General features: G+C 40.2%; 17 protein-coding genes and 1 riboswitch. Of the genes, 10 read left to right on the forward strand and 7 right to left on the reverse strand.

Going from position 1 to position 17,955, the window contains the following annotated elements; translation table 11 throughout:
• The first annotated feature begins 28 nt into the window (after positions 1-28).
• From msrB to CXF93_RS03650, 4 genes are all read left to right on the forward strand, one after another.
• Complete coding sequence (gene msrB / locus CXF93_RS03635) at positions 29-439, forward strand: peptide-methionine (R)-S-oxide reductase MsrB (RefSeq protein ID WP_101061512.1); 411 nt, start codon at positions 29-31, stop codon at positions 437-439.
• Complete coding sequence (locus CXF93_RS03640; protein ID WP_101061085.1) at positions 429-1,958, forward strand: YdiU family protein; 1,530 nt, start codon at positions 429-431, stop codon at positions 1,956-1,958. Before msrB ends, CXF93_RS03640 begins: the two co-directional genes overlap by 11 nt.
• A gap of 382 nt (positions 1,959-2,340) precedes the next feature.
• Positions 2,341-4,215: a methyl-accepting chemotaxis protein gene (locus CXF93_RS03645; protein WP_232784095.1), complete on the forward strand. Its 1,875-nt coding sequence runs from the start codon at positions 2,341-2,343 to the stop codon at positions 4,213-4,215.
• An 81-nt stretch (positions 4,216-4,296) separates the two neighbouring features.
• Positions 4,297-4,581, forward strand: coding sequence for a hypothetical protein (locus tag CXF93_RS03650; protein WP_101061086.1), 285 nt, complete (start codon positions 4,297-4,299; stop codon positions 4,579-4,581).
• Positions 4,582-4,655: 74 nt separating this feature from the next.
• Here CXF93_RS03650 and CXF93_RS03655 read toward each other — a convergent pair whose 3' ends face one another.
• From CXF93_RS03655 to CXF93_RS03665, 3 genes are all read right to left on the reverse strand, one after another.
• Entirely contained in the window at positions 4,656-5,168 is a 513-nt protein-coding gene (locus CXF93_RS03655) for a hypothetical protein (RefSeq protein WP_101061087.1), read from the reverse strand.
• Between the two features lie 97 nt (positions 5,169-5,265).
• Complete coding sequence (locus tag CXF93_RS03660) at positions 5,266-6,201, reverse strand: LysR family transcriptional regulator (protein WP_101061088.1); 936 nt, start codon at positions 6,199-6,201, stop codon at positions 5,266-5,268.
• Positions 6,202-6,332: 131 nt separating this feature from the next.
• The gene (locus CXF93_RS03665; protein WP_101061089.1) at positions 6,333-7,289 is read right to left on the reverse strand and encodes a LysR family transcriptional regulator; all 957 of its coding nucleotides are present in this window, start codon (positions 7,287-7,289) and stop codon (positions 6,333-6,335) included.
• A 133-nt stretch (positions 7,290-7,422) separates the two neighbouring features.
• Between CXF93_RS03665 and CXF93_RS03670 the strand changes: the two genes are divergently transcribed.
• Positions 7,423-8,259 carry a hypothetical protein gene (locus CXF93_RS03670; protein ID WP_101061090.1) on the forward strand — a complete coding sequence of 279 codons (837 nt, stop codon included), beginning with the start codon at positions 7,423-7,425 and terminating at the stop codon, positions 8,257-8,259.
• A 175-nt stretch (positions 8,260-8,434) separates the two neighbouring features.
• On the opposite strand, the gene CXF93_RS03675 is transcribed toward CXF93_RS03670, so the two are convergent.
• On the reverse strand, positions 8,435-9,205 hold the full coding sequence (locus tag CXF93_RS03675) for a response regulator transcription factor (RefSeq protein WP_101061091.1): 771 nt from the start codon (positions 9,203-9,205) through the stop codon (positions 8,435-8,437).
• 231 nt (positions 9,206-9,436) lie between these two features.
• Between CXF93_RS03675 and CXF93_RS03680 the strand changes: the two genes are divergently transcribed.
• The 4 genes from CXF93_RS03680 (at position 9,437) to CXF93_RS03695 (ending at position 14,183) form a co-directional block, all read left to right on the forward strand.
• On the forward strand, positions 9,437-11,017 hold the full coding sequence (locus CXF93_RS03680; protein WP_101061092.1) for an arylsulfatase: 1,581 nt from the start codon (positions 9,437-9,439) through the stop codon (positions 11,015-11,017).
• A gap of 115 nt (positions 11,018-11,132) precedes the next feature.
• Positions 11,133-12,464, forward strand: a complete 1,332-nt coding sequence (locus CXF93_RS03685; protein ID WP_101061093.1) for an anaerobic sulfatase maturase — start codon at positions 11,133-11,135, stop codon at positions 12,462-12,464.
• 11 nt (positions 12,465-12,475) lie between these two features.
• Complete coding sequence (locus tag CXF93_RS03690; protein ID WP_101061094.1) at positions 12,476-13,114, forward strand: hypothetical protein; 639 nt, start codon at positions 12,476-12,478, stop codon at positions 13,112-13,114.
• Between the two features lie 40 nt (positions 13,115-13,154).
• The gene (locus tag CXF93_RS03695; protein WP_101061095.1) at positions 13,155-14,183 is read left to right on the forward strand and encodes a hypothetical protein; all 1,029 of its coding nucleotides are present in this window, start codon (positions 13,155-13,157) and stop codon (positions 14,181-14,183) included.
• Positions 14,184-14,304: 121 nt separating this feature from the next.
• Here CXF93_RS03695 and CXF93_RS03700 read toward each other — a convergent pair whose 3' ends face one another.
• The 3 genes from CXF93_RS03700 to CXF93_RS03710 form a co-directional block, all read right to left on the reverse strand.
• A complete protein-coding gene (locus CXF93_RS03700; protein ID WP_101061096.1) occupies positions 14,305-14,868 on the reverse strand; it encodes a xanthine phosphoribosyltransferase in 564 nt (187 codons plus the stop codon).
• 15 nt (positions 14,869-14,883) lie between these two features.
• Positions 14,884-16,209 (reverse strand): NCS2 family permease, encoded by a 1,326-nt coding sequence (locus CXF93_RS03705; RefSeq protein WP_101061097.1) that lies wholly within the window; start codon positions 16,207-16,209, stop codon positions 14,884-14,886.
• 93 nt (positions 16,210-16,302) lie between these two features.
• Positions 16,303-16,404, reverse strand: a riboswitch (purine riboswitch).
• A gap of 356 nt (positions 16,405-16,760) precedes the next feature.
• Positions 16,761-17,111: a phasin family protein gene (locus CXF93_RS03710; RefSeq protein WP_101061098.1), complete on the reverse strand. Its 351-nt coding sequence runs from the start codon at positions 17,109-17,111 to the stop codon at positions 16,761-16,763.
• A 369-nt stretch (positions 17,112-17,480) separates the two neighbouring features.
• Between CXF93_RS03710 and CXF93_RS03715 the strand changes: the two genes are divergently transcribed.
• Positions 17,481-17,813: a hypothetical protein gene (locus CXF93_RS03715; RefSeq protein WP_101061099.1), complete on the forward strand. Its 333-nt coding sequence runs from the start codon at positions 17,481-17,483 to the stop codon at positions 17,811-17,813.
• The last annotated feature ends 142 nt before the right edge of the window (positions 17,814-17,955 follow it).

Raw genomic sequence — 17,955 nt, forward strand, 5'->3', positions numbered from 1 at the left:
GGAAAAGCACATTATGGATAAAAATAGTATGGACAAAGACCTTATGAAAAAAGACATGACTAAAACAGATGCCGAATGGCAAGCAGAATTAACCGATGAAGAGTTTTACGTATGCCGTAAAAAAGGTACTGAACATCCGTATACCGGCACCTTGCTGAATAATAATGATGTGGGCGTATACAAGTGTAAGTGCTGTGGTAGCGAATTATTTACCAGCGATAGTAAGTTTAATGCCGGTTGCGGTTGGCCAAGTTTTGATAAAGAAATCAAAGACGGCGCCGTGGTATATATCGAAGATAACAGCTTAGCCATGCAACGCATTGAAGTGACATGCAGTAACTGTGACGCGCATTTAGGACATGTATTCCCTGATGGACCAACAGAGACTGGTCAGCGTTTTTGTATTAACTCTATTTCGATGGCATTTGATGAAAAATAATAATCCGCTAAGCAGTGTTGATGCACTGAACTGTGATAATCATTATGCAAGATTACCCGCGCATTTTTATAACAAGCAAGTACCGAATGGCATAAGTGATCCGAAAATGGTCAGCTTAAATCCACAAGTACTGGCTTTACTCGGACTTGATGATGCGGTCGTAGGCAGTGATGCGTTATTGCAGTTATGTTCGGGTAATTATCTACCCAGCGGTTTTGAACCACTGGCAATGAAATACACGGGCCATCAGTTTGGTCACTACAATCCTGATTTAGGTGATGGTCGTGGCTTGCTGTTAGCGCAAGTTAAAGGCAGTGATAGTCGCGGAAATAGTAGCAAGAGCCCAACGTGGGATCTGCATTTAAAAGGCGCGGGTAAAACCCCTTATAGCCGTCAAGGTGATGGTCGCGCGGTATTACGTTCAAGTATTCGTGAGTACTTATGTAGTGCGGCGATGCAAGGATTAGGCATTCCCACCACACAAGCGTTAAGTATTGTTGTTGGTAGCGATGCGGTAATGCGTGAGCAAGTTGAACAAGCCGCTATGGTGGTGCGTGTTGCCGAGTCGCATGTGCGTTTTGGTCACTTCGAGCACTTTTATTATACTCAGCGTTTAGACGATTTAAAGTTGATGCTGGATTACACCTTAACGCAACATTTTCCTGATGCCTTAACTGCTGAAGTGCCTTATTTGGCATTTTATAAGCAAGTCGTGTCCACCACCGCAGAGTTAATGGCACATTGGCAAGCGGTTGGTTTTGTGCACGGGGTGATGAATACCGATAACATGTCTATTTTGGGACAAACTTTTGATTATGGTCCGTTTGCGTTTCAGGATAACTTCGATCCCGCTTATGTTTGTAACCACACCGACTACTCGGGTCGTTACGCCTTTAATCAGCAACCACAAGTCGGTTACTGGAACTTAATGGCGTTAGGCCGTTCGTTAACGCCGTTCATGGATGTTGAACCGTTAAATGCCACGCTGCAAACCTATGATGATATTTTCTTGGCTAAGTTACGTCAATTAATGCGTGCTAAATTGGGTTTACAGCAAGTGCAGGATGGCGATGGTGAGTTGATTAAAAACCTGTTAGAAATATTAGCGAGTAGCAGTGTTGATTACACCTATTTCTTCCGTTCGTTAAGCGTTTTCGAAAGCACTTTGGATAGCAGTTTTGAGCGTACTGAAACTGTGATGAATAGCGCTATTCGTGATCAGTTTATCGACCGTGATGCGTTTGATACTTGGGCGCTACAATATCAGCAACGCTTGACGCTTGAATCAAGCGTTGATGATGAGCGTAAAGTTGCAATGGATGCTGTGAACCCTAAGTATATTTTACGTAATTATTTAGCGCAGCAAGCGATTGAGCAAGCAACGGCTTATGACTACAGCTTGGTAAATCAATTACGGGAAGTATTAGCCAGCCCCTTTGCCGAACATCCTGAGTTTGAAAAATTAGCCGCGTTACCGCCGGAGTGGGGACGTAATATGGTGCTAAGCTGCTCGTCTTAAACACGATAAATGAATACTGCCTATATGCGCATATCGGCAGTATTAACCAAGCAAATATCCCCGCAAGCACTGACCAATAGCAACCCTTATATATCACGCATAGACTTTATCTGATCTGAGCATTATCGTATTTTTAAATTGTTGTGGGGCGTTATTATGACCCATACAACTTTCGTTTTAATTAACAAACGAAAGAAAAGAGCCCTACATTGTTAGGTGACAGTCACAACTAAACACTCGTTTTCATTACATGAAACAAATCTAAGGTAATATTTTCGTTCTGAGTATCATGCTGATACACGCAACTATTTATAGAGTCATGATGACTGTTAATTAATAACAGATGTGGTATTTCTTTTTGCCTTATAATTTGGAACGTAAAATGAAAATGAATAAGATAACCTTGAAAGCTCGATTGGTATTAACCGCATCTATTGCTGTTTTTATTGGTGCTGGAGCCGTTGGAGCAACTAGCTATTTATCTTCTAAAAATAGAATCGAAAATGAGACTTTATCAAGAATCGAAAATACCGCACATTCATATAATAAATCTTTAACTGATTGGTTAAGTTCTAAATCAGATACCTTGAATAGCATGCCTGAAAAAACGCCTTTAATGATGATTCGAAATACCTTAAAAATAATTAAAAATGCGGGTAGTTTTGAAAATGTTTTTTTTGCTTATCCTGATGGCCAACAAAAGAACGCCGATGATGTAGAACTTCCTGAAGGGAATGATGATCCAAGAGAATGGGGCTGGTATAAAAATGCCTCGATGGATGATATTTTTATGGATAACCCTACGGTTGCTGCTGCAACTGGAGATAGAGTCGTTTCTATGAGTCGGGCAATGACATTTTATAATTCTTATATGGTGATTGGTGCGGATGTTAAAATTGATATTTTAATTTCTAATTTAGCGCAAACACTTATTCCTGGAAATGGAAAAATATTTGTTGTGTCTAATAAAGGTGAAATTTTTGCAGATGTAAATACAGCGCTAATTAATAAGAGATTAACGGATATTTCTTTAGATAATAAATATTTAAATAATGAACAGCCCAAGCTTTATAATGACATGATTAATGGCATAGACAGTGCCGTATATGTTGCGCCAATTAAAGGTACAAACCTAAGAACCATTATCGTTATTGATAGAGCAAGTATCACCCAAGATATTAGAGATAATGCCTTTATACAATTATTTGCGGCATTAGGGGTCAGTTTAATTGTATCTTTGTTTATGTTCTTATTTATTCAAAAATTATTAAACCCATTACTTGCAGTTACAAAATCGTTAAAAGAAATCGCGGCGGGAGATGGTGATCTTACTCACCGCTTGGATGCGAATAATGAAGATGAAATAGGAGAGTTGAGCCAAGCCTTTAATGATGTTGCTGAAAGCCAGCGGTCTTTAGTCGAAGAAGTGAAACATCAAGCGACCATGCTTAAATCTATGGCTGAAATAAGCAAAGCAAAATCACATGAAAACAGTAACATAATCAAAGAACAACAAATTGAAGTTTCTATGGTCGCCACGGCTATTAACGAAATGACAACTGCAACCGTTGAAATCGCGCGCAATGCCGAAGAGGCTGCAAGTTCTGCGCAAGCATCCTCTGAAAGTGCCCAAAAAGGTATAGCCATTATTTCTGGTTCTATCAAGTCGATTGGTAATCTATCTACCGAGATTAAACAGACATCTGATGTGGTCGAAGAGTTGAATTCACACGTACTGGAAATTAATAGCATCCTTGTCGCTATTCAAACGATAGCAGACCAGACTAACCTATTGGCACTTAATGCGGCTATCGAAGCTGCCCGAGCGGGGGATGCTGGACGTGGTTTTGCTGTGGTCGCTGATGAAGTTCGTACACTTTCGCAAAAAACGCATCGCTCTACGGGTGAGATCCAAAAAACAATTCAAACACTGCAAGATATTGTTGGTAAAGCTACTGTACTGATGAAATCAAGTGAGAAATTAGCCTTGTCTACCGTGTCGGAGTCCGATCTGGTCGCTGAATCGTTCAATGACATCAATGTGTCTATCCAAAAAATTTCTGACATGTCGACGCAGATAGCCACGGCCGTAGAGCAGCAAACCGCGGTTACCGGTGAGATCTCTGAAAACGTAAATAACATCAATAGCGTGTCCGATATTTTATCCGACAACTCGATTGATGCTAATGAACAGTCCAACGTGCTTAATACTGAAGCCAATAAGTTGTATGACAGCGTATCGATATATACGGTTTAATTGCTGAAATATAATTAAGATAATAACCAGATATCTTGTACTATATAGGTTCAGGTTTCATGACCCTTAGGATTCAGATAAATGAATGTAGATAAAGCAAAAAAACGTATCGAAAAGTTAGTTAAAAAAGGCTTTAAAGGCTACCCGATGGTATCGATAGAGTACTTTGGTGCAACGGCAGATACTGCGACAGAAGTTGTTATGACATTCACGTTAGAAGAAGGCGCGGCACCACAAGCGCAAAAGTTTTTAAGTAAAAGTGATGCGCGCGAAGACGAAACAATTCAATCAGTGCTGGTTAAAACCATCGAACGTACTGAAGCGAGCACTGTGGCGCAAGTTGACGGTGTGTCGATTATTAAATAACACGATAAATAGCAACGTAAATATAAGTCTGTAGGGGGATTTGTCCCTACAGGTCTTTGTATGATGAGTGAATACTAAAAACTAAAGATAATGCCAGTTGAGAACATTGCGCTAAGGTCATAGGGTAAAAATGTTTTATCTCGATCAATATAGTTAAGATCTGTCCCCGCTCTGAAGGCAATATTATCCGTCACTGCAATCACCCAGTTAGCCGAGATACTGACACCTGTAGCTTCTGCGAATCTTACCTCATTACTCGCAAATCGTCTTTGCTGACCCTCATATTCAACCCAACCGGCTTCTAGCTGTAGTGACATTTTCGGTCTATTTACTAGCTGTTTTTGTGCCCCGATTCGATATGTTTTTAGTCTGTCTTTATCGAGATATAAAAATTCTGCTGAAGTATGGCTGTAAGATAAATAGACGGCATCCAAGCCTAAGGTATCAGTCAAACCTAACTGTATGCCCGCACCAGAAATACCTGTTCCCTCATAGGGGCCAATTTTCATTTCTGGAGAAATATGTACTGTATTAGCCAGCACAGATGTTGAACTGAGCAGTAGTAACGGAATAAGTGTCTTATTCATAGGATGCGCCTGTATTGAAAGAGTAATAATTTTTCGTTAATACTATTTAAATATCCGGCGCAGGGCTAAACGTTATGTCTTATATGGCTGATAAGCATTACTTATTATTGAGCTGTAATTGTGTTTGAATAACACCTGAGATTAAGTCGTGCAGCCAGTTGAACAGAGCACTATTACGGTGTCTGGTATGACAATAACTGTAGACACCAATATAGAAATCTTCACCTTGTATTTCCACATCCATGGCGCGCAGATTGGGATATTGCTGAATAGGGAATAGGTTAGTGTGGGGTAAGTACATGTCGGTATGTTGAATAATATCCAGCAATACCATTATGAATTCAGAGCGAAATCCGACCTTATGTTTCAAGCCATGGGCTTTCATCGTCTCTGCTGCTAGGCTAAAACTCTCATTCCAACCGGGAGATATCATCGAGGCAATTTCATAACCGGCATAATCATCAGGGGTGGTTAACGAGCGCTTAATTGGATGGGTATCTCTGACGATCACTTGGCCGCGTAAGTCTGCTAAGTTTTTACTATAGACTTCTGCAGGCGCGGCTATTTCATAATTAATACCAAGGTATACATCGTCTTTCTGAATGTCTTCAAGCGTCGACCGTGACCAGCTCACCAATTCAATACTGGCATTGGGCGCGGATGCTTTAAGCGCTTGATAAAGCGAACCTGATAGGCAGGAAAGTACCACGGGTGATAAGGCTATTCTTAGCGATGTATTGAGCGTTGCAGGGTCAAACTTTAGGCTATGATTAATGCTGTTCGCTAAGCCGTTTAAGTGGGGCGCAATAGATGCCGCTAGCGTTTCTGCAAATGGCGTTGCTTTGAGTCCCGTGGGAACTTTGACAAACAATTCATCATTAAAGTGATGGCGTAATTTGGTCAATGACTGGCTAATCGCAGGTTGAGACACAAACAGTCGTTCAGATGCTTTTCTCATATTGAGTTCTTGAGAAAGGATCAGGAAGACCTTTAATAAATTCAGATCTAATGTGTTATAGAGATCTTTTTTCATGCCTATCCTGCCGCTAAAAGGGAATCATTTCCAGTCTAATCAAGTTTGTATTAATAAGACAGTTATTACGACCTCGACACGCCTGCACTGCGGTTAAATTATAATGTTAATTAGCCACTCTAATTACTATGTTAACTAACTATTACGGTACGACTAAGTACATTATTGAGTTTATCTTCGATCACTTTTTTGATGATGTCTGCGCTAAATTTATATAAGGGTACGTGGTGGTTTTTTTCAAGATAATAGAATGCATGATTAATTTTGTTCGGTAGTTTGTCGTTCAGCCATTGCGGTTGGATGCACACCATGTCGTCATCGCAAACAGAGGCCGATAATGTTTCTGTGAGCGCTAGAATATCAGAATGCTTGGCCAAGCAGTTAAGCACGGACATACTTGCTGAGCGATATTTTAAATCGAATGACTTAAAATCACGAGACTGGAACAAGGATTCACTTTCAAGGGTATCGGGTAATAGACAGCCGCCCAGTGGATATTGATTAAACTCCGCTTGTAGCATACCGCCTGTAACCCAAGGGTGATCTTTTCTGGCCACGATCATGCCTTGGCTTTGGGTTAATGGAATGCAGCGTATCGATTTGGGTGTGCTGATTGGATCGAAATTCATCGCCATATGTACACGGCCCTCAATTATGTCTTTCATGGTATTTTCTGTCCACGTAGTGACATTTATTTTGGCATTGGGCAAGGATTCAAATATGACTGAGGTAGTGAACTCTGTGGCAAAACTTTCTAAAAACACACTTGATACAGCTACCGTAAGCTCGCCATGAAAGTGCTCAGGCTCAAAAAAACTCACTGGTAATAATAAATCGTCAATAGCCTGAATATTCTCGTTCAAGCCTTCATTGATGATGATCGCGCGTTGTGTCGGTGCTAACTCATTGTTGGCTGAATAAAATAAACGGTCACCAGTGAATGCCCGCAACTTTGCTAATGTTTGGCTGACAGCGGATTGAGTAACACCTAATTTTTTAGCCGCAATGGTGGTGCTTCTCGCCTGATAAATAGCATTAAATATCCGCAGGTAATTCAGGTTTATTTTTTCATTATAAGTGGTATGCATAAGTCTTTTCCATTACGGTGTTTGTGGTTTTATTAGCATCGCTAATAGCGGCTATAAGTGGAATTAAATGGCTGTTTAATTCATATTCCCCACCAAGTTAATCGACTCGTTATATCGTTATTTGGAGAAAGTCATGGGTATGAATAAAACGTTATTATCTTTAATCTCAGCTGGTGTTATCAGCGCAGTATGTAGCACAAGTGTATTTGCTAATGAGTCTCAGGAATCTCAGCATGATCAGGAGTACCATGATGCCGACCCGAGAAACAGTAACTTTAGAGCAGCTGTATTTGCTAGTGACGCTGGCGAGTTAAAGCTACTTGCTGGTGGCGGTGCTAGCGGCTTAACCAGTGATATATCGCAAACAATCGGTTTCGCGGAATATTACACTCAGTCTAACAATGCCCGTGTTCGCGCAGCTCATTTCGACCGATTTGGTGGCGCATACATGGACCTTTATCGCTTAGACGAGGCTGCCGGTATGTACACCGCAGGTTATATGCTGCCGTTAGAAAGTGATGATGGCACATTGTTTTTTCCTTCATTAAATTATACTTATATCGACTTTAAGACCGCTGATTTGTCCGAACTCGCTAATTCGAGCATGGCTGGTTCACCATTATCTGTGAGTGGTTTTTCAGTAAGTGATGCTGATATTCAGCAAACACTCAAAGGTAATGATGCTCATCTTGGCTCCGTAAACCTGTATGCGGTACACCCTTGGAACGAGACTCACTTCTCTGTATTCAATGTCAATCTTGGTTCATCATATTCAGGCGTTGATATGCAAGTGGCTAATATTATGTGGGTACAAGGTATCAAGACTCACGTCGCCGATAAGACCATTAACATCATGCTTGAAGTCAAATACGATGCGATGAAGCTCCAAACAGAACAAAGTAATTTATCTGATGGTGAAGAAAGATCAGAAGAAGTCACAGTCTCTGTCGGTGTTGATTACCGATTTTAGTAGTCGGTAGGTTTGCTAGCGCTATATTAAGCGTTATGGATATCGATTTATCATTGCTACCACTATCTGCCTATGACTGCTCTCTTAGCCTGTTTAGTGTATGTAGTAGCATAATTTTGCAGCAATGATAAATGACATAAAGGCGGGATTAAGCAGTAGAATTACTGGTTGTGTATTAATCGCTGGCGATCCCTAAGCCGTTACGTAATGCAAATTGGATTAATTCTGTGTGTTTATCGAATTCCAAAATATCGAGCATACGATATTTATGTGATTCGATAGTGCGTGAGCTTAAGAACAACTTATCTGCACACTGTTTAGCGCTATAGCCTTGCGCCAATAACGTCAGGACAGCACACTGTTTTTTACTCAGCAGTAGTAATTTTTCATTTTCATTTATATCTTGCTGTAAGTTGCGGGCAAGCGTTGAATGCTGCCAATAGCATAACCACATTTCACACAATAGCTTGAGGCGCTTTAAATCCTCATTGCCTAACGGCTGATCATTATCGCCAAATCGGGTGAAAGATAGCGCTCCCCAGTTTTGTCCAAACAGTTGCAATGGAATAATGCAGTGCCAGCGTCCACCTTGCTCGTGTAACTTATTTAATACCAGACACTTATCTTTTTGTAATTCCTGCGCGGTAAAGCTGTTCCAATCATGCTTGGTTTTTAATAACTTAAAGTAGTCCTGATAATTACCATCAATAAAATGCTGTTTAATTAGTGGCGGAATACCGGCTTTTTCGACCGACTCGGTTTTACCATCATTAAGTAAGATCATCGAGTTAGGAAACAGTGTAAGCCTATCAATATTAAACCAATCTAATGCATCCATGGCTATCTGACGCCAGAGTTGAATGAAGTCTTTTGGCGAGCTTGAAATTAACGCGCTCGATTGCGCCATGAGCAGTTGTTCGAAATCATTATTAGGAGATTCAGGCATTCTTAGTTCCATTTTTAACACGCAAGCGCGAGTGTGAAGGTACTAGGATAAAAGTACTAGCGTAAAAATACTGCAAAACAGACTTTGTGAGCTTGGATTATGATTTCAGTGATGTAAGTCAATTGACTATTTTATTCAGTAAATTTACTGCTTACTGAATACCTTAGCATATGGAGAATAGTCCCTGATGATTCTATTCACAACTTAGTAAAACAATCACAGGACATTATTATGTTTAAAAATAAGACGTTTTTGCAATTGTCGATAGGTGCTGTTCTTGCCTCGACTGCAACGGCAAGTTTTGCGACCACCGATGAGAACCGTCCTAATATCTTAGCTATTTGGGGCGATGATATTGGTATTGATAACATCAGTGCTTATACGCATGGACAAGCAGGTCATTGGACTCCCAATATCGACCGAATCGCCAGTGAAGGCGTGTTATTTACCGATTACTATGGCGAACAATCTTGTACTGCTGGCCGTGCTGCGTTTATTACTGGTCAACATCCAATTCGTACAGGTTTAACAAAAGTCGGTATGCCTGGGTCAACCCAAGGTATGCGTCAAGAAGATCCAACCATTGCTGGCATGTTGAAAGACAAGGGTTACATGACGGGTCAGTTTGGTAAGAATCATTTAGGCGACCGCCCTGAACAGCTACCGACTGCTAATGGTTTTGACGAATTCTTTGGTAACTTGTATCACCTTAATGCTGAAGAAGAGCCGGAGCACGCTGATTACCCTAAAGGCGCTGGCTTTAAGAAACGTTTTGGCCCGCGTGGTGTTATCCATTCTTATGCTGATGGCCGTACAGAAGATACTGGTTCGTTAACGAAGAAACGTATGGAAACGGTTGATGAAGAGTTCCTTGCTTCAGCTATCGATTTCATTGATCGTGCACATAAAGAAAACAAACCTTTCTTTGTTTGGTTCAACTCGACACGCATGCACGTTTGGACGCATCTAAAAGAAGAAAGCCAAGGTCTGTCTAAGCGTGGCGGTTTATACGGCGACGGTATGGTAGAGCACGACAACATGGTAGGTGTGTTACTGGACAAATTGGATGATCTTAAGATCGCTGACAATACCATCGTTCTGTATACCACCGATAACGGTGCTGAGAAATGGTCTTGGCCAGATGGTGGTGCATCACGCTTTAAAGGCGAGAAGAATACCACATGGGAAGGCGGTTTCCGTGTACCCGCGATGGTGCGTTGGCCAGCTAAGATCCCTGCGGGTCAAGTGGTTAATGAAATTGCAGCGCACAATGATTGGGCGACAACATTCCTTGCTGCCGCAGGCGAACCAACAATCGCGGCTGACCTGAAAAAAGGCACTAAGCTGAATGGTAAAAAATATAAAGTCCATTTAGATGGTTACAACTTATTGCCAAAACTTATCGAAGGCAAATCAACCACAGCTGATGATAATAAAGATTGGCCACGTAAAGCCTTTGTTTATGGTACTGATAGCGGTGATGTTGCTGGTGTACGTGTAGGTGATTGGAAGATCCTTTATTCATACCAAGAGTGTCACGGTATTGAAGCATGGCGCTGTCCGATGACTGAAGGTCGTATGCCTTATATCTTCAACTTACGTCAAGACCCGTATGAAGAAGCATTTGATACATCAGGCGCATATGAAACTTGGATGGTTGAACACCTACCGTACATGTATATGGGCGCTGGTTATACTTTCCAGTGGTTAAATACCTTTAATGAATTCCCACCACGTCAAGTACCTGGTTCATTCTCAATCGATAAGATTGTAGAGAAAATGCAAATTTGGGAACGTGCTCAATACCAATAATCATGACTAATTGATTATGCACAAGTAACGAGCTGCTTAGGTAGCTCGTTACGACAAACTAAGGAGAGTTTGCCATTACCAACACACGATACCGCCGATAATTAAGTGAGATAGCATGACTAATAATCTAGACACCATGACTGATAACCTGATAGTGCAAAAAGACGTGAACAGCTATAACCCGCATCAGCCGACCAAGCGCATGAACATCATGACCAAGCCTACTGGTTCAGCCTGTAATATTGATTGCCAATACTGCTATTACCTTAGCAAGGATGAATTACTCGGTGATAAAGACGGTTGTAAGCCCGTCATGAAAGACGCCATGTTAGAAGATTATATCCGCACTTATATCGAGCAACAAAATCATTCAGAAATTGTTTTCCATTGGCAAGGTGGCGAACCAACACTACTGGGTGTTAACTATTTTCGTGACGTAGTGCGCTTGCAAAAAAAATACGCACCAAAGAATGTCACTATCGAAAACAACATACAAACTAACGGTATTTTACTTAATGACGAATGGGGCAAGTTTTTAGCAAAGAATAACTTCATGGTAGGTATTAGCATTGATGGACCAGAAATGCTCCACAATACTTACCGCGTAAACCGAGCTGGGCGAGGCACGTTTAAGCAAACATTTGCGGGCATCAAGATCCTGCATAAATACAACATCAATTTTGCCACGCTGACTTGTGTTAACAACTTAACCGCTGATAACGCACTGGAAATATATCGTTTTTTACGCGAGGACGTTAAATCAAAGCAAATGCAATTTATCCCGATTGTAGAACCAAAAAGCTTTAAAACTACGGCACCACAACATTGGAAAAATGAAGAAGTTATATTCCAAGGCATGCCTGAAATGGATCCTAGTCACCCGAACTCTGTGGTTGAAAGCTGGTGTGTATCACCGTCGCAATGGGGCAAGTTCCTGTGCACGGTATTTGATGAATGGTTAGACAACGATATCGGCCAAATCAATGTGCCGTATTTTGAAGCAAGCATCGAAGCGTGGATGGGACGTGTTAATCCACTATGTACCCTTGCCCCTATGTGCGGCAAAGGTCTGGCTATAGAAGCCAATGGCGACGTATTCTCATGCGATCACTATGTTTATCCAGAATATAAGCTAGGTAACATCAAAGATAAAACCCTAGAAGATATGCAATTCTCAGCGGGACAGGAACAATTTGGCCGTGTGAAAGAGGCTACGTTACCGAAACAATGTCGCGAATGTGAATATCAGTTTGCGTGTTTCGGTGAATGTCCTAAAAACCGTTTTATCAAAACTTTAGATGGTGAATCTGGCTTAAATTACCTGTGTGGCGGTTGGAAGCAATTCTTCAGTCATATCGACCAATACATCATGATGATCGTAGTGACTATGGGCTATAAGGTGCATAAAAAAATTAACGCCGACGCCATGAAAATCAAATTTAAATAAAGGTACACGCAATGAAAAAAATACTCATTACAGCGCTATTCAGTGCCGCGAGCCTATTGTTGGTTGGCTGCTCAAACACGACGTCATTGGTGCAAGATAATGACCAAAATACAGCAATGTTCACAGATAATTCGGCACTAGAAACTACAGACATAATGGCCGAAAAAACGAAGCAAGGATCTGCCTATTTCCCTGACGATATCGTACAGCCGTTGATCGACCAATCATTCGCGACCATGGCACTAGAATATAAAATGTACGCAACGTATTTTAATATCTGTCAAAAGGCGCCTGATGATGCGGTATGTGACGCACCGTATAAAACAGCGATGACACGCTACAAACAAGCCAAAGCAAATCATGATGTATTAAGCCTGCTGTGGACTTCCGATTTGAAAGACATTGAGATCCAGCCAGCTGCAATGAATGAACTCGCTGAATTATTAGTGAAACTTGATTATTTACCCCTTATTAAAGAACAGGAAAGTATTAAAGGTGATGAAAGCAATCAAAGCGGTAAATTTACTGTAGAGGAAATAAGCCAAGCTACTTACCATTGGATGCAAGATAAGGGCTTACCAGAGACTGAGACTATCTTGTTATTACATGAGGTATTAATAAAGTCTGACGTACTTAAATTAACTATTTAGCTTATTAAATATTTAGCATAGGTTAAACAAGGAATGATTCATGATGAAATATGCTTTTAAGAAAACAATTGAAATGCCTGTTCGAGTTGTTATGGCTGCAGTGCAGTTGGCTGTTAGCTTATTTATCGCATTATTATTAACTATGAATGTCAGCGCGACAGAATTTAACAGCGTAACCTTGTCTGAAATTTCACAAAATAAAGAGGCGCCAATCCAGCAGCGTGTTGCTGCAACAATGGAATTGGGTAATATCAGCGATCAAAATGCTATCATTGCCATTGGTCGAGCAACGCGCGATGACGCGGTTGAATTACGACGAGCTGCTATTTTTGCGGTCGAACATTGGCAGCATTCAGCGCGTTGGGACATTATATCGCCGCTACTGAATGATGCTGTAGAAAGCGTGCGATTTGAAGCTGCACTGGCCGTTGTTACCTTATGGCCTGTTTTGAATGAGGGCCAACGACAAGTACTCGGTGAACAAATTGAAGCATATATGTTGGCACTGCCAAATGATGATGCTGCATTGGTACAGCGCGCTTATTTATACCGTGTGCGTGGTGATTATGAGCAAGCTGAGATAGTGTTTACTGTGCTATTAAATCGTAATATGAATAATAACCATAATTTCATGTATTTAGAATATGTGGAGTTATTAAAAGCCACTGACAGAAACCAGCAAGCAATCATTTTATTAGAAGATGTAGTGCAAACTCAGGTTACTCAACAAGGTGTTGCCAGCAGTGAATTGTATTTTAGTTTAGGTTTAGCGCACTATCGTGAAAAAAATAGCAGTGCTGCAATTGCAAATATTAAACTCGCTCATGAATTAAATAACCAGGATGCACAAGTAAGTTATACCTTGGCATTACTTACTAAAGCACAAGAGCCTATGGCGGCGGTTGAGCTATTATCACAGGCTTATCAGGTTAATCCACAGCCTAAATATTTGTACGCTTTGTGCGAGTTACAATTACAGCAAGGTATAGATGCGAGCACGTGTCTGAGTGATTTACGTTTGCTGATACCAAGCCAGATCGTTGATGATTTAATGCTATCGGTTAAGTAGCTATTCTTGATGAAGTGATGCAGTAAGACACATTAAAATCACTTTATAGAAACCCAAAAGGGGCGAAACAGTGATTGTTTCTCCCCTTTGGTTTGTTTTCTACTCGTTAACCGCCATTTAGTTAAAAATGAATGCCGTTCTCTAGTGAACTGATACGCGCTAATGACAAGGTATCAATGCCTTTCTCTGCTAGCATTGCCGCGCCACTTTGGAATGATTTTTCAAACAAAATACCCACGCCAACTAATGTTGCACTTGTTTGCGCTAAGATCGCTAACGTACCTTCAACCGCATTACCGTGTGCTAATACATCATCAACAAATAATATGCGGTCATTGTCATTAATGTGTTCAACATTACAGTTCAATTCATATGAAGAATTTTTCGTAAAGCTAAATACATTGGTTGTTAGTACATTTTCAGGATCTAACATGCTGCGCTTTTTCTTCATCACCACTAATGGCACATTTAGTTTTAATGCCACCAATGTTGAAATCGCAATACCGCCGCTTTCGATTGTTAAAATACGGTCGATTTTAGCGTCTTGAAAGTGGATCGCTAATTGCGATGCACACCAATCTAAAATTTGAATATCAATTTGCTTAGTCAAGAAGCTACTTGCGTCTAGGGCTACGTTGTTAACTGATTTACCGTGCTCTAAAATCGCTTTTTCTAATAAGTTCATGTGTTCGTCCCTAAATTATGAAAGTGCTAAATAAACAATAAATAGTAGTGCTAGTGAGTAAATAATTGGATGTACTTTTTTGCCATCACCTTGCACTAGCATTACGAAACAGTAGCTGATGAAGCCCATTGCCATGCCGTTTGCAGGCGAGAAGGTTAACAAGCTAAATACCATGATAAAGAATACCGGTATTGCAGATTCTTTCTTATCCCAGTTGACGTTAGCCAAGTTCTTAATCATGTAAATACCGATAACAACCAGTGCCGGAGCCACAATCGCAGTGGTAAAGATTGAGAAAACTGGGAATAAGAACATCGATATTAAGAACAACGCGGCAACCGTGATAGCACTGATACCCGTTTTCGCACCTAACGATGAGGCCACTGCTGATTCAGAGTAAGCAGTAATCGATGTTGTGCCTAATATTGTCCCTATAATCGTACCACCTGAGTCAGCAATTAATGCTGATTTCGCGTTTGGTACTTTACCGTCTTTACCGATAATACCAGCATCACGACCAACACCGACAATGGTACTTAGCCCATCGAAGAAATCGACAATAAAGAAGATAATGACTAAGAAGATTAAATCAGTTAGTTTTGGCATTGTCAGTTGTGACAAGTCAAAGATAGCACCGAATGTTGGCGCTAAGCTTGGCGGCATTGAAAACACTTCGGTTGGAATGGTTATTAAGTTACTACCTAAGAAGTGATCGCTTAATAAACTTAAAATAATCGACGAGATAAACGAAATAACCGTCGCTAGTTTCATGTCGCGAACTAAGCAACCAATCGCAATAAAGATGCTGACCAGAGCAATGAATACTTTCGGGTCGTACACATCGCCCATACTGACCAAAATAAACGGGTTGCTGACGATGATCCCGGCATTTTTGAGACCCAGAAACGAAACAAACAAGCCTAGACCAACGGCAATACCGAGTTTTAAATCTTCTGGAATGGCCTCAATCATGATTTTACGGGCAGGTGTTAAGCTTAAAATTAAATACAGACAACCAGAAAGGAAAATAGCAAACAGTGCTTCATGCCAAAGTAACGAGATACCGCCGCCGAGTAAGATAGCTTTAAAGAAGCCATTCATCGACATGCCCGGCGCTAACATAATAGGGTATTTAGAAAACGCACCCATAATGAATGTTGCGATAGCTGCAGACAGTGCCGTAGCGGTAAAAATTGAGCCTTTGTCTATCCCGTCGATGCTTCCTAAGATTGCCGGATTCACTGCTAAGATATAACTCATCGCTAAAAAGGTAATTAAACCGGCGTAGATTTCATTTTTTACAGTTGCGCCACGCGCAGACAGGAGGAAGTACTTGTCCATTAATAAACATCCATTACTATTAAGTTGGTTGATTTTAAATGACAATATTCCGAAGTATAAACTTGGGTAGGGGAACCATACCGATAAAAAGGTACAATTATCCTGCTTCATTGTAGGTCTGAAATTTACGGTTTCAGAGTAGAGACTTAAGGCCCATATTGCCAAAATTATACAACGTCACATTGCTTGCGGGGCATCTTAAAGATGTTGACGCGGTTGTCAATTTTTTTGTGCTAAGTGAACATTCAAAACAGGATTATATCTAAGGTGTAAACAGTCAGTATTGTGATGGGGAACTACTACTTATAGGGCTTTGAAGAGATTTAGAGTTATAACAGGGTAATATTAAAGTTTTTTCAGGTAACTGACTTTGTGGTCAATATTCAATCAGCTCGATAATATACTTTATGGCTTGGTTTTTGAGTGGAAAATGGTAAATATGATGTGAACTTATGCTTTGTTTTGTTTTAAAGAGTCTGAAACGAGAAATGGTGAGCCTAGGCTCACCATTTCTATCAACGTTATAAAGTGCTATTTAACGTTCAAAACAATTATTTTTTAAGTTCAGCAATTGCTTTCGTTAATTCGTCAACTTTAGCGTTTAGCGCGTCAACTTTAGTGCTATCAACACCAGAAATTTTAGTGAATACTTGGTTTACACGTGTTTCTAAAACATCTGTAGAGATTTTTTTATCAGACAATTTTTCTTTCGCTGATTCTTCAATCTTAGTGCCTTTAGCAACTAGTTCTTCGAATAATGTTGAAGATTTGTCTGAAACTTTGTTTGCTTCATCAATGCTCTTACCGTATGCACCAAGACCTGCTAACCAAATATTCTTAGCGATTTCGTCTTTGCTGCTCCAAAGTTTCTTAGCTGTATCAACTACGTTTAATTGTGTCATGGTTCTTATCCTTTCTGGGTGCGTTTCGATTTGATGGAGCCAGAATAGGGTTTTAAATTAGAAAATGCATACAAATTGTGGATTTAGTTTTACAGAAATATAAAGCTTAATTTAGAATGGTTTTTCAGTCTTTCTATGCTTCACTTTAATCAGGAAAATCGCATAATGACAAGATGGATAAACTGCTATTTATGTTTGTATAAATACTGGCAGGTTGTTAATTGAACAGCTATCTTTCTATTTGTAATCATATGTTATTTTTTATGACCAGTTGCATTGTTTTAACTAAAATTTAATTATATTCAACCTCTGGTTTTTGAGGATGAGGACTATAATCCAGCAGATTTAAATTTAATTGAGAGGCTAACGGTGGAATTTCATATATTAACGCAAGACGGCTTGGCTCTTATCTCACGTATAAAGCAAGAGATTAGCTATATACGTGCATGTCACTACACCCAAGCAAGTTTAGATGTCTTACACACTGCTTCTTTTAACTTAGACTCAGCTGGAGACTTGTTGGATTATGCCAACGAGCTTGCTTTGAAGAATGATAATATCGCCGGTGAAAAAGTACTTATTGCCAGTGATGCAATTAAAAAAGTACAGTCAATGCTAGCACGTCAATTTGATGCAGAGTTAGATTGTGACGGCCAAGCTTGGTTTGACAATGTCACCGAAAATATCGGAATCTGTGCATAATGATCTGTCTATAAAAACCTGCGCTTCGCAAACATAGTATGAATACAGACCTAGGCCAGATGCATTTTGTTTCTGGCTATTTTATGTCCACATGTTTATTTAACATTATATTTTTAATTAGTCATTAAATCAGATGTTTGTG

Source organism: Moritella sp. Urea-trap-13 (genome assembly GCF_002836355.1).
GTDB lineage: Bacteria > Pseudomonadota > Gammaproteobacteria > Enterobacterales > Moritellaceae > Moritella.